Origin of the sequence: Leptolyngbya sp. NIES-2104 (genome assembly GCF_001485215.1) — a bacterium.
In the GTDB taxonomy this organism is placed as follows: domain Bacteria; phylum Cyanobacteriota; class Cyanobacteriia; order Leptolyngbyales; family Leptolyngbyaceae; genus Leptolyngbya.
In genome coordinates, this window is record NZ_BBWW01000001.1 from 576,771 (window position 1) to 589,349 (window position 12,579).

A 12,579-nucleotide genomic window follows, 5' to 3' on the forward strand; every position below is an offset into this window, starting at 1 on the left:
TCAACTCACAAACGTTTCGACCACACGAACACCCGATACCGTGACTTCTAGCTGAAACTGAGTTGCGATCGCACATCGAAATCGCCGTAGTTGCAGATAGTTACTTTCACTGCCCGATTGTACTGATTGCAATACTTCAGCAGTGTCTGAAATCAATGTAAGCGAAACACTTTCAGGCAAAACGGATTCAGGCGCTTGGGGTAGAAGCTGTACCCAAATTCGTCTACGATCGTCTGCTTCGACATCAAGATTCACCACCAATAGAGCATCGGTAGCCCCCAGTTTCAGTCGCTTCACTCGTCGAATGGTTGAATCAGAAGCCTCATCTCCTCGAAAACTAAAACTAGGTTCAGAACGCAAAAAAGTCTCAATGCTTTGCCATCCTGTTTCAAACGCATGATTCAACCACTGACTCAAATTGACCGAAGGTGTGCGACTTTGCCTTTCTAACGATCGCTGTTGCAGTAATGCTCCACACCGATCAAAGGGGACTTCTAATCTTGGAATGACTGAATTTGCTAATCGCTGCGTTAAGTTCTCAACTTGTGCTTCTGATAATTGAACTAAAGGAGGGACTGCAACACGAGTGGGTTCTGGTGCAAGTTGTTGCATCACCCAAAATACAGTTATATCTTGAATCAGATCAGTATCTGCTAAGACATAACTGCGATCGTCTGTATCATATCGCCCTTGAGTTTTCAGCATCTGATGAGTTGTATAGCCCCAAACATAGAGAAGCTGTTCATCCGCATCGAACTCGATCGCAAAATAGTAATCTCCAATCCAATCAGGAATATCAACCCACTCTTGAGGTACGCGAAATTCAGTACGATCGCTTGACTCAACCGGAATTAAGATGATGTCTTTCTCTCCAAGCTGCACTGCACTTCCATTCACCATTTCCCAAAATGTAGTTCGACTCAGAAACTCACTGCCTGACTTCTCTTGCAGCCAATCTAGAACCGTTTGCAAACAAACCTGATTCAGATAAGCTTGCCAGCGCTGACCCAGAGGAGTGATGCTTTGACTCTGTTGCCAAGCGTCTTGCTGAATCCTTTCCGGAATCTCTAGAACCTGGACTGATGTATCAAATGCAAGCATCATCGTGAATCCCCCTCTAAACGGCGCTCTGGCTGATAGTACTGTTGTAACCATTCCTCGATTACGACACTCATGTCTTTCAGTGCGGGCGAGGTGAGTGAAATATGCAGACTATCCTGGCTCCATCGTGCCAAAGCGAGTAATAATGTTTCTTTCACACTGCTCAATCGACGAGAAACCGTATATTGTTTCATTTCAAGCTGCTTGGCAATTTCTTGCTGCGTCAATCCATCTCGACAGTATAAAGTCAACAATTGCTGAAATTTAGGGTCAAGATTTTCTAAGGCTGTGGTTAATACTGATTGGATTTGCGACCAGTGCGATCGCCGCTCTGCAAATTCTTCTTGGCTGATTAAAACCGCGAAAGGGGTCGCATTATGATCCGGCAAAGTATCTTGAAGCTCTCCAGTCGTATCGTCTCGGCTGACGTTTAGAGATGCGATCGCAGGATACAAATAAGCTCGTGCTTGCCTTGCACATCGCTTCAACCTCATTTCTAGCGCTTCTGGAGTCGCCTTATGCAAACTTTGGGTGTTGTAGAGCTTAGCAATTTCTTCCCAATTGGGCGGCGAGAGTTGCTTGGGGTTCTGATCAGGCGCACAGTAAGTTTTAAAGCACATCCAGGCGAGGCGCTCTTGCGTGATCGCTGCTGACGAAAATCCCGCCATTTGAAGCGATTCAATGAATTGCTTCTGACTCAACTTCCGCAGTAAACCCCAGTCCGTCCGTTGATCGGCTTGTCGCTGCTGACGCAATGTATCCCGAATCGCATTACCAAAAGCTAGACTAGCGTAAGTTTTGAGAGAGGCAGTCTGCGCGGGTTGGTAATCCGCGAGAATTTTTGGTAAGGCGACGATCGCAATTTGAAAACAATCAGAAATTAAGTGCTGCACGCCGTCTCGCGCCATTCGCTGTGCCACCCAGTAGCAGGGTTCCTGGACATAAGCACAGAGATGAGCTTCTGCACGCCGTTTTGCCTGAGCGTGCCACTGCTGATGCCAGTAGAGTATCCAGTAAGCTTCTGATGTCTCAGGCTGCTCAGCTAAACCGTTTTGCATCGTTTTTTGAAGAACGCGATCGCTCACCCATCGATGGAAGCAATCATCCGTAAACTCTACAAATGTAGAAAATAGTTCTACGAGGGTTTGACGTGACTTCATGAATAGAGATTTATTTTTCCAAGTGATTCAGTATATCAGACTGAAATTTTGCGAAATTTGCGATCGCAGCGCTAAGGATCTGAAGCATCCATTAAATCCCGGCAGTCGCTTTCTGCCTGTAAGAAGTTGCTGCATGGTAGTGAACGATCGCGCCTCCACTAGGGCGAGTTCGACTGCCGAAGAATAGATTACGAGTGGTGAGGGTGCTGCCGCCGCTTTCTGGTTTAAGAACTAGCACGTAACTTCCTTCACGTTCAAGAGCTTTTGCAGCGATCGCTGGAGTTCCCAGAACTGTGAAGAGAAGGACTGAAAAAAATGTGACAACTTCTCTATCGCCAATTCTCTTGACGCATTGATTGGGTTTCGGACTGCTTTGATGACTCATTTCACTAAACTTGCGTCAGATTCCTCGAAGCTTCACGATCAAAAAAGTAATGCTGAGCCATAAGTAAAGTCTCGATGAAGCTTCACGATTGCCCCCGTTCGCTTGCGTAGGTTGCAATGGCAATTCAAGAAGTCCTGTCCTGATTGCAGCTAAGGTGCCCTGAAGCGAGATCTTACCCATCTTTCAGGACTGCAAGCGCTTGAACCCACTTGCAGGTTCAAATTACCCACTCACCGGAGTTTCATTATGTTTCGTCACGTTCTCATGACTGTTTTCACAGTTGTCACGGCTGCAAGCGCGATCGCGTTTCAAAGTGGACAAATTGCTGTTGCTGGAAACGCTGGCACTCAATCCACCAGTGATGTCACGCCGCAATCCTGCCCATCAGGGGTTGTACTCATTGGAGCAGACGGGAAGCCGGTTTGTGGTTAAAGTCAGTGAAGAGGGCGACCTCTCCACTGACTTTAATCATTCTGAGAAAGGGACTCAATACCCAGATTACAGTACTAAAGATATAGCAAAGCAGATGACCCGTTAGACCCGTCACCTGCAAAAGAACTATTGTGTTGCTACTTATGTTTGTGCGATCGCTTATACCACGCTGAACAAGCTTCTAATTCTGGGCATTCGTCCTCTGATGGAGCGCAAGAACAGATCGATAAGCAGTCTTGCAGCGATCGCGGGGCGGGACGGCGAACTTCTTGAATGAACAACAGATAATCGCGCAGCATTGAGAAATTCATCATTGTTCCACAATTAAACCGAGGCGAGTTGTTTTACCTTTCCTTCCAAAGACTGCATAATTGCCTGATAAGGTTTGATGAACTTACCAATCCCATCTTTTGCAACATACTCCATCACCTGCTCAAGATCGATATCAATGTCTGGGTCTTTCAGATTCTCGATGAGGATGTGCGCTTTATCTAGGTCTGTGCTTAAGCGATCGGCAACATCGCAATGATCGGCACAAGCTTCGATCGTGGCAGGCGGCAACGTGTTCACCGTATCTGCACCAATCAGCGCATCAACATACATCACATCGCTGTAGGTCGGGTCTTTCGTTCCTGTGCTTGCCCACAATAAACGCTGTACGTTTGCGCCTTTCGCCTTGAGTGCTTGCCAACGATCGCTCTTGATCAGTTCTTGATACTGCTCGTAGGCAAGTTTGGCATTCGCGATCGCAACTTTCCCTTTGACCGCAGTCAATTGGGCTGAAAATTGCGCTCCGTCTGTTCCAACCGTCCCCAGCTTTTCATCAAGTAATTCATCAACTCTGCTATCAATTCGGCTCAAGAAGAAACTGGCAACGGATGCAATCTTGCTGATGTCCAGATTCTTCGCCACACGCGCTTCTAGTCCGCGCAAATAAGCTTCAGCCGCATCAATGTAGTTTTTTAAGCTAAATAGAAGCGTGACATTCACATTGATGCCCTCTCGGATCACTTGTTCGATCGCTTCAAATCCGCTCATCGTTCCAGGAATCTTAATCATGACGTTTGCGCGTCCAATTTCCTGATAGTAGCGGTGGGCATCCTCGATCGTTGCTTGCGTGTCATCTGCGATCGTGGGTCGAACCTCGATGCTGACATAGCCATCTAATCCACCTGACTCTTCATAAATCGGGTGCAGAATGTCACAAGCATTCCGAATATCATCGAAAATGAGCGATTCATAAATCTGCTCAACTGACTTTTGAGCTTGAATGCCTGCTTCAATGTCAGCATCGTAAAGCTTACTGCCGGAAATTGCTTTCTCAAAAATGGCTGGATTGGTCGTGATGCCACGAATGCCGCGTTCTTTAATCAGGCGTTGCAGTTCGCCGGACTGAATTAGATCACGAGTCAAATTATCCATCCAAATACTCTGTCCATAGTCTCGAACCGCCAAAATCTGATTACCCGCCATCGTATTCTCCTAAATCGCTATCTGTTATTGACGTTTTCTACTTTGCTTGAACTGTTTCGCGTTGTCCCAGGGGTGATTGTTCGTAGTGTTGCAGTAGATCGGCGGGGTTGTCGTAAATTGCGATCGCATCGGCAAGCTGATCATCCTTAAAGTCGCCGCAGCGAAACGCAATCACACGCACTCCAGCAGCAGAAGCCGCTTGAATATCATAAGGAGTATCTCCCAGCATAATGGCTTGCTCTGGCTGCAGTTGCACCTTGCTGAGCGCTGCTTGTACCAAATCTGGCTCAGGCTTAGAAGCCTCGGCATCATCAGAAGTGGTCTGCGGTTCCTCACCAAGCAAATCTTCTACTTGAGCGGCTTTGAGTAAGCTTGATAACTCTCCACTCGTCGCTGAACTCGCAACCACTAATTTGAAGCCATCTTGCTTCATGCGTTGAATTAGATCGCGTGAACCAGGAGCAGGCGATAAATTGGAACTGAATTTTTCAATGATCAATTCTTTTCGTCGATCGGCAATTTTTTTACCAACTCCTTCTTTTCCATCGAGTTCTGCAACCATGCGCGGAATCACCTGATCGCTGCCCATTCCAATTAAAGGACGAACCGCTTCAAATTTAATCTCGTATCCCTGCTCCGCAAACGCTTCGACATAAGCATGAGCATGAGCATCATTACTGATCACTAATGTGCCATCAATGTCGATTAGTACACCTTGAATTGCCATGATTTAACCTTGATTACTACGTCTTTTCGCTACACAAGAGTCAGAAGCACTTACATTCCATAGAAAGCAGCCACTACATTCCCAGTTCAAACACTAATTGCGACCAATCCACTTTTCAGCGTGTAGTCTCTGAACAACGCCCAACACTAAAACATCTAAATTCACTTTGCGTTCATCGATCCAGAACGGTTCAAGCGTTGATGGATGCGTTCCAGCGTTAGCTAATGAGAACCCTCGCTGTCCCTGAACGTCGTCATCAAAAAAGTAAACAGTAAATTGGTCTTGTCCCCGGTTCCAATGCCCGATGACTTGTGAACATTCGACGTGAGTGTAGCCTGGAAGAGGCATCTTTTGTTTCTGAAACGCGATTTCTACGTCTGGTAGCTCCAACTTCGTCAAAATTTGCTGAAGTGCAGGCACATAGTCCTGCTGCATAAAGTCCGCAAACAGTTTTGTTTCAGCACCAGGAGCTTTAGATTTCTTTTCTTGTGCTGGCTGATTTGTTTTCTCTTTCGCTGGTTTTGCTTGAGATCCAGGTTTGCCCTTGATACTCTCCTCGGTCGTTCTAATTCTAGATTCATCTATCTTTGAAGCGTTGGGATTATCTCCACTGACTGCGCTAGGATCAGGGGCATTCGCTGAAGGAATGCTTGTAGATTCAGCCACCGTTGTACTAACAATATTTTCTTTGACCACATCCTCAGCGACTCTAGCAACACTAATATTTTCTTCTTCGATCGAAGGTGCTTCTTCAGGAGAATTAGGAGCATCGTCACTAGATTCATCTCTCGCAGCTTGAGGAGCTTTATCTGTTTCTGGCTCGACTGGTTCAGACTGAGATTCACCAACTTCAGAAGTTTCTTGCTGAGGGAGATTTGTGATTGCTTCGGATGACATGAGTGCTTAGCCTGGAACGATTGTTAGAATTCTGTCTCTATCTACTAGCCTAGAGGCTCAATTGCGTATTTCGTCCTCCTAATTGCTGAGAAGCGAAGAGCCAAATGACCATCAGAATAACTCAGCCGCTTTAATCAACGAAGGAGAAAAACATTTACTAATTCAAGGTGCTTTTGATCTAAAGTAAATTGACAAGTATTACTAAAGAAGGACGTACAATCTGGTTTTCATCTCCACTGTTATAAGAACAACAAACGCTTTTACAAAGCGAAGGAAAATAACAATGCCACTTCACACCATTAAAGACTTTGATCCTCAGTATCAGAATCATTTTGATGATAATATTGTTGGATTTGATTTGTATGCAGGTACGGACAAAGTGGGTTCAGTTGAAGATTTGCTGGTTGACGATTCAGGCAAGCTTCGCTACTTGATTATCAATACTGGGGCTTGGATTTTTGGTAAAAAGGTGTTGTTGCCGATCGGTAGCGCACAGATTGATAGCAAAGGTCGTCGTGTTGTTGTCAATGGCTTAACTCGTACTCAAGTTGAAGCCCTGCCTCAATATGATGGAAAAATGCCCGTTGATTATGAGCATGAAGAACAGGTGCGGAAGGTGTATCGTCCAATGGCGACGGGCACAGCATCGCTCGAAAATTCTGCATCACTAAACTACGATCGCAATTCCTACGCCTACGATGATCATGATCCAGCCCTGTACAATCTAGACGAAAGCAAGCATCAGAATTTGCGCCTGTACGAAGAGCGACTAATCGCCAGCAAAACCCGCGCTAAAACGGGTGAAGTGTCAGTTGGCAAACGAGTCGAAACCGAAACGGCTCAAGTTTCAGTGCCGATCGAGAAAGAGCGGGTCGTGATTGAACGGACTGCTACCTCCAGTACCGCCGTAACTCCTGACAGCACTGCGTTCCAAGAAGGCGAAGTGGCGCGAATGGAAGTCTACGAAGAGACTGCCGATGTTCGCAAAGAAGCATTCGTCCGCGAAGAAGTCAGCATCAGAAAAGAAGTCGATCAAAAAACTGTTACGACTGAAGAAACCTTGCGCCGAGAAGAGCTAGATGTTGATACAGAAGGTCGCCCGGTGGTAGATAAAGGAACCGACTCGCGTTCTAAGAAGCGCCCCAAGTAGCACTCTGCTCCATTGCACAACGTTGAGCAATCCTTAACGTTTCAAACGATTCAGGCAAAGCTACCTTTTGGCTCTGCCTGAAATTCTTAACATAGACTTTCAATACAAACGAATAAGATGAAAAAACTTCAATCTCCAGAGACACTGATCACGTCTTTCGCACTACTGCTAACCTTCGTCACTGCTCCTGAGACATTCGCCGCATCATTTAAGCTGGATTCAGTCCTAGCTCAATCTGCTCCCGGTGCACCCGCCTCTAACAAAGAAACGGTAAAGATTGATGGCTCAAGCAGCATGAAGGTGACGAATGAGATTCGCCAGCAACAGTCTCCTAATACCGATGTTAGAACTAGCTATAACGGCACAAACGCCGCTCTGCAATCTGTCGCGAAAGGTGAAACCGATTTAGCTGCAATTGGTCGCCCGCTTACGGCTGAAGAGAAAGCACAAGGATTGGTTGTAGCGCCACAAAAGCGCCACAAAATCGCGATCGTGGTCGGCGCAGATAATCCGTTCAACGGCGATTTAACCTTTGCACAGTTCGCCCAAATCTTTCGTGGTGAAATCACAGATTGGTCTGAAGTGGGAGGTGCGCCCGGAGCAATTCAGTTGATTGATCGACCGGAAACGAGCGATACTAGACAAGCTCTACAGAGCTACGATATTTTTAAGCAAGCTCCTTTTGTTGCTGCTGCCAATGCGACGAAACTATCAGAGGATAGCACCGAGGCAGTGGCACAGAACCTAGGAGCGAGAGGAATTAGCTATGCGATTGCGGATCAAGTCGAAAACGTTCCAGGTGTCCGCGTTATCCCGATGCACAAGACACTGCCCAGTGATCCTCGTTATCCTTACTCTCAACCGCTGGCTTATGCTTATAAAGGACCCACTCCCAACCCCGCTGTAGCTGCCTTTTTGGGAATTGCAGCTCCCCCTACTGCCAGCGCTGAAGTTCCGGCTTCACCTCAAATTGCCCCGGCTTCACCTCCGGTCGCTCAGGCTCCTGCTCAGGTAGAAGACGGAGGGTTTCCGTGGTGGTTGCTGTTGATTCCTGCATTGGGTGGATTAGCCTGGTGGTTATTGACGCGATCGCGTCCGACTCCTGCGATCGCACCTGTTGCAGTGCCGCCCGTGGTTGCAGTTCCTCCGACGGCTCCCGTTACTCCGGTTACGCCAGTTGCTCCCGTGGTTCTGGATGAACAAGAACCAAGCATCAAGCTGTACGAGGAAAGATTAGTCGCTGACAAAACTCGGCAGAAAGTGGGAGATGTGGCTTTTGATAAACGAGTGGAAACAGACCAAGTACAGGTATCTGTCCCCATTGAAACGGAGCGAGTTGTGATTGAGCGCAGCACTCCAACAGGGTCAGAAACGTTTGCGCCAGGTAACATCGCTTTTGGTGAAGGGGAAACTCGAATCGAAACTTACGCGGAAACACCAGACATTCACAAGGAAACCTTTGTGCGAGAGGAAGTTAGTATCAGAAAAGAGCTTGATCATGAAACTGCGAGTGTTGAGGAAACACTTCGTCGAGAAGAGCTAGACATCGACATGCAATCTGGCACGGACGGGAGCTTGGATGTCGATCGTAATAATGGTCATGTTAAGAAGTAGTTGAGAATTTGCACCAAGGGCTGATTCTACTTCGGTCTTTGTTGCTATCGAGGAAAGCTCTACTTTGTATGGGTAAACGAAAGGGAGCAGCTTACAGAGTTGGTCAGTAAAAGGTATGTAGCAGCAAGTTGATGAGGATTTAAATCGACTCAAGCAAGTCATGGAAGCAAGGTAGATTTAACTCAAGAACGTGAAGCCTCTTGCATGAGAGGCTTTTTTTTTGTCTATTTCACTCCGCAGAAGGTCGTCAATGAAGTGAACTGCTCTCTACACTACTGGTTGATTTGTCTTCGATTGTAGGAACACCTGCTACGGTCGTTGTGCGGGATACGTTAAACGCACTGGAGAAACGTCAATCGATCGTTGTTCCTGGCAATCTTGGTAATCAAATTTTGGCAACGCTGCTCTGAAGAAACACTGCGAGTCGCTCTTCTACTAAGCAGTGCCTTTAGAGGTATATGTAAATGCGGCTTAAGAGTGACGCATCGCATCGATCGAGACTCTATTCTCAAGTAAATACAGAGGATTTGCTTGAGCTTGATGAGTAATACCTTGCAAACTAGAGCAGCCAAGGTCGTAAAGGAGGGAAAATGGGCTTTTTTCAGCAGAGTCGAAGATGGCTAACAACCATTGCGCTAGTCATACTGTTGACGTTTACTACGGCTTGTAGTGCTGCGACCGCGAAAGAGCCTCAGGCGGCTCGACCGATTCAAACGGCGCAACCAGGTAGCTATGGTCAGCTTGCTCGTGGTAATTCAGTCGTGGGTCAAGACTTCGGCAACTGGGTTGTCACGACTAGTCAAGGATTGATTAAAGATGCCTATGTGCGCGATAACAATAAATTAGGTGTTGTAATTTCGTCTCAGGTGCGTCCAACTGAAGTGAAAGACTTGGCAAAATCTTTGGCTCAAGGCTTCCACAAGAACTTCCCGAACCAAGATTTAACGGTGTTGGTTTATGCTCCTGACAAGAAACTGATTCTAACTGCTCAATACGATGAGCAATCGAAACAAGTTCAGTATCAGTCTGCAAGCTAATTGTTAACTTTAGGTGATTGATTTAGGAGATTAGAATTATGTCTAGTAGTGACGCATATAAACGCCAAGTGATGAATGACCTGGCGGGAGGCAACACAGAAAGCCTCGATGATGCTAGTACCTCACAGGACTATCAAAGCTTTGATGACTTTGCTCAGAGGTCGTCGCGAGATGAGCGGCACCAATTGTTTAGCCGGTCTTTTCATCCTGAGCAAGTTCCTGCCGCTCAGATGGAACCGGAACTGCAAAAAGCGATCACACAAATCAAACCGAACGAGCGCGATGATGTTGCGCGTGAGTTTTTCAGCCATCTGAAAAAGCGCGGCATTCACGATCGCGATTTAGAGAAGCAGTTAGGACTCTCCTCACACAATCCGAATCGCATGAGCGCTGATGATGTGAGCAAGCTTGCAGGTTTTGCTTATCATAATCATCCGGATGTCTTCCACGAGGTCTTAGCAGATCAGCCTGCGTTGGTGAAGTTTCTCAGTAATCCGATGATTGGCGCAGCGTTTGGTGCGATCGCGGCGAAATGGTTAGGCGGTCATCGATAATTTAACGATCAATGATGTCGGTGAAGTCAGAAGTCTTCAGCATTCAAGGCTTCTGACAATCTAATCCTTCAACTATATCTAAAGATGAAAGAGGACTAGATAAACTCTATCTCTGGGAAAATCCCGAAACAGCAGTATTTTTTTAAGTTAGCAGCAAATTTAGAAAGGTTACGGCGTAACCGAGCATGACTGTTATTTTCACTTTTTTATTGAGGCATTGAAAATGGTTGTTGGACAGATGAGACATGCAGTTGGAACCTTCCCAACTCGTCAGGCTGCGGATCACGCATTGACTGAATTGAGACAAAGCAATTTTCCGATGAATCGCGTTTCGGTCGTGGCAAAAGATCACGATCGAGTAGCTGGAGTCGAGACAACGGAACGCATGGGCAACAAAGCGGATGATGGCGCAAAAGCAGGCGCGACAACAGGCGGGTTGTTGGGTGGCATTGGTGGATTGCTAGTTGGTTTAGGACTATTGGCAATTCCTGGAATTGGACCCGTTATGTTAGCGGGTGCAGCAGAGACAGCGCTAGTTACAGCACTGTCCGGAGCCGCGATCGGAGCCGCAACTGGTGGACTCGGTGGCGCATTAATTGGGCTAGGAATTCCTGAACGCGAAGCAAAGCATTACAGCGATCGTGTTGAAGCAGGTCATTACCTAGTCATGGTTGAAGGGACGGATGCTGAGATCGCACGAGCAGAAGCGATCCTAAGTCACCGTGGGATCGAATCCTGGGGTGTTTATGATGCACCTAATGCAAGCCGCTCTGTGATGCCAACAGTTGCGACTCCTGCAATGGTTCCGCTAGAAGCAAGCTTACCGCTAGAAGCTTCGGCTCCCTTGGGTGGATTTGCTCCGGTTGCCCCGGTTGTAGAGTCGGTTAAACCTGCTCCGGTCGTTGAACCGACTCCGGTTGCTGCGGTTGAACCTGATCCGATGCCTGTAGTTGCACCTGAAGTTCAACCCGTTAGAGAGGATGATGCAATTCGCTTACACGAGGAGCGACTGATTGCAGACAAACATCGAGTGAAGTCAGGTGAAGTCACCGTCGGCAAATACATCGAAACGCAAACCGAGCAAGTTTCAGTACCAATTGAGCGCGAACGAGTGGTCATCGAACACATGGAGCCAACGACTCTTACTCCGATCGCACCAGATCAAGTTCAGTTTGGTCAAGACGTAGCGCGGGTCGAAGTGTACGAAGAAGTACCGGAGATTCGTAAAGAAGCTTTTGTGCGCGAAGAAGTTCGGATTCATAAAGAAGTCGATCGTCAAGTCGCACAAGTCGAAGACACAATTCGCCGCGAAGAACTGGATGTCGATGTCGATGGTAATCCCATTGTTCAGACTCCCGATCGCGATATCCGTCGCTAATACTCAACCATTTCTAACCCTCAATTTAATTGATATGAACAAAATTCTTCTCTCTCTACTGAGCGGCGCACTCCTGATTAGTACGATCGGCTGTAACAGTCCCGCTCGTACAAGCAACAGTGCCGCTGATTCTACCCAACAGGCAGCAAATCAAAGCACAGATAAGCAAACCACTCAAAGCAATCAAAATGATGCCACGAGTGAAACGCGCCGGAGACAACTCAATGCAGACAATCGTGCCCGCGAAGAACGCAATAACGTTGTCAACGATGGTAGTGCCGAAAATCGCTCTGATGCTGATCTCAAGAGTCAAGTCCGCAACAAGCTCGAAGCGAACCTTCCAGCAAGCCAACTGACGGTTGATGCTAAAGACGGCATGGTCAAAGTTGCAGGCACGATCGTTGATGAGCAGCAGCGTCAAAAGATTGAGCCTTTAACTAGAGAGATCAAAGGAGTGAAAGGCGTTGAAATAAATGTCAAGGTTGACACTGCCGCGAAGCCTGCTGCGCCGAATCCAGATACCAAAAATCCAATCAAGGATCAAACCAACAGCAAGCAGTAAGTTGTAGGTTGACCATACCAAAACACGACGGGAGTTAGGGTGAATGACATCCTGACTCCCTTTCTTTTCAGTCCGCTTTGTTGGAGAAACTTAATACCAATTTAAACAA

General features: G+C 47.0%; 15 protein-coding genes. 8 read left to right on the forward strand and 7 right to left on the reverse strand.

Features of this window, described 5'->3' with window-relative positions; genetic code table 11:
* From NIES2104_RS02825 to NIES2104_RS02835, 3 genes are all read right to left on the reverse strand, one after another.
* Nucleotides 1–1,104: a DUF1822 family protein gene (locus NIES2104_RS02825; protein WP_058995551.1), complete on the reverse strand. Its 1,104-nt coding sequence runs from the start codon at nucleotides 1,102–1,104 to the stop codon at nucleotides 1–3.
* Nucleotides 1,101–2,261 carry a sigma-70 family RNA polymerase sigma factor gene (locus NIES2104_RS02830; RefSeq protein WP_058995553.1) on the reverse strand — a complete coding sequence of 387 codons (1,161 nt, stop codon included), beginning with the start codon at nucleotides 2,259–2,261 and terminating at the stop codon, nucleotides 1,101–1,103. The genes NIES2104_RS02825 and NIES2104_RS02830 overlap by 4 nt, the downstream gene beginning before the upstream one ends.
* A 91-nt stretch (nucleotides 2,262–2,352) precedes the next feature.
* The gene (locus tag NIES2104_RS02835) at nucleotides 2,353–2,646 is read right to left on the reverse strand and encodes a hypothetical protein (protein WP_058995555.1); all 294 of its coding nucleotides are present in this window, start codon (nucleotides 2,644–2,646) and stop codon (nucleotides 2,353–2,355) included.
* Between the two features lie 246 nt (nucleotides 2,647–2,892).
* On the opposite strand from NIES2104_RS02835, the gene NIES2104_RS02840 reads away from it, so the two are divergent.
* Nucleotides 2,893–3,078 carry a hypothetical protein gene (locus NIES2104_RS02840; protein ID WP_058995557.1) on the forward strand — a complete coding sequence of 62 codons (186 nt, stop codon included), beginning with the start codon at nucleotides 2,893–2,895 and terminating at the stop codon, nucleotides 3,076–3,078.
* A gap of 137 nt (nucleotides 3,079–3,215) precedes the next feature.
* Here NIES2104_RS02840 and NIES2104_RS31545 read toward each other — a convergent pair whose 3' ends face one another.
* The 4 genes from NIES2104_RS31545 to NIES2104_RS02855 form a co-directional block, all read right to left on the reverse strand.
* Complete coding sequence (locus NIES2104_RS31545) at nucleotides 3,216–3,392, reverse strand: hypothetical protein (protein WP_156426852.1); 177 nt, start codon at nucleotides 3,390–3,392, stop codon at nucleotides 3,216–3,218.
* Between the two features lie 10 nt (nucleotides 3,393–3,402).
* On the reverse strand, nucleotides 3,403–4,551 hold the full coding sequence (gene tal, locus NIES2104_RS02845) for a transaldolase (RefSeq protein ID WP_058995558.1): 1,149 nt from the start codon (nucleotides 4,549–4,551) through the stop codon (nucleotides 3,403–3,405).
* A gap of 37 nt (nucleotides 4,552–4,588) precedes the next feature.
* Nucleotides 4,589–5,278, reverse strand: coding sequence for an HAD family hydrolase (locus NIES2104_RS02850; protein WP_058995560.1), 690 nt, complete (start codon nucleotides 5,276–5,278; stop codon nucleotides 4,589–4,591).
* A gap of 93 nt (nucleotides 5,279–5,371) precedes the next feature.
* Nucleotides 5,372–6,175, reverse strand: coding sequence for a DUF2996 domain-containing protein (locus NIES2104_RS02855; protein ID WP_058995562.1), 804 nt, complete (start codon nucleotides 6,173–6,175; stop codon nucleotides 5,372–5,374).
* Between the two features lie 283 nt (nucleotides 6,176–6,458).
* Between NIES2104_RS02855 and NIES2104_RS02860 the strand changes: the two genes are divergently transcribed.
* From NIES2104_RS02860 to NIES2104_RS02885, 7 genes are all read left to right on the forward strand, one after another.
* On the forward strand, nucleotides 6,459–7,325 hold the full coding sequence (locus NIES2104_RS02860) for a DUF2382 domain-containing protein (RefSeq protein WP_058995564.1): 867 nt from the start codon (nucleotides 6,459–6,461) through the stop codon (nucleotides 7,323–7,325).
* A 117-nt stretch (nucleotides 7,326–7,442) separates the two neighbouring features.
* A complete protein-coding gene (locus tag NIES2104_RS32850; protein ID WP_058995566.1) occupies nucleotides 7,443–8,939 on the forward strand; it encodes a DUF2382 domain-containing protein in 1,497 nt (498 codons plus the stop codon).
* Between the two features lie 284 nt (nucleotides 8,940–9,223).
* Nucleotides 9,224–9,349, forward strand: a complete 126-nt coding sequence (locus NIES2104_RS33265) for a hypothetical protein (RefSeq protein ID WP_263970890.1) — start codon at nucleotides 9,224–9,226, stop codon at nucleotides 9,347–9,349.
* Nucleotides 9,350–9,529: 180 nt separating this feature from the next.
* Entirely contained in the window at nucleotides 9,530–9,976 is a 447-nt protein-coding gene (locus tag NIES2104_RS02870; protein ID WP_058995568.1) for a hypothetical protein, read from the forward strand.
* A 38-nt stretch (nucleotides 9,977–10,014) separates the two neighbouring features.
* Nucleotides 10,015–10,530: a hypothetical protein gene (locus NIES2104_RS02875; protein ID WP_058995570.1), complete on the forward strand. Its 516-nt coding sequence runs from the start codon at nucleotides 10,015–10,017 to the stop codon at nucleotides 10,528–10,530.
* Between the two features lie 223 nt (nucleotides 10,531–10,753).
* On the forward strand, nucleotides 10,754–11,908 hold the full coding sequence (locus tag NIES2104_RS32855) for a YsnF/AvaK domain-containing protein (protein WP_058995572.1): 1,155 nt from the start codon (nucleotides 10,754–10,756) through the stop codon (nucleotides 11,906–11,908).
* A 34-nt stretch (nucleotides 11,909–11,942) separates the two neighbouring features.
* Nucleotides 11,943–12,470 (forward strand): BON domain-containing protein, encoded by a 528-nt coding sequence (locus NIES2104_RS02885; protein ID WP_058995574.1) that lies wholly within the window; start codon nucleotides 11,943–11,945, stop codon nucleotides 12,468–12,470.
* Nucleotides 12,471–12,579 lie beyond the last annotated feature (109 nt).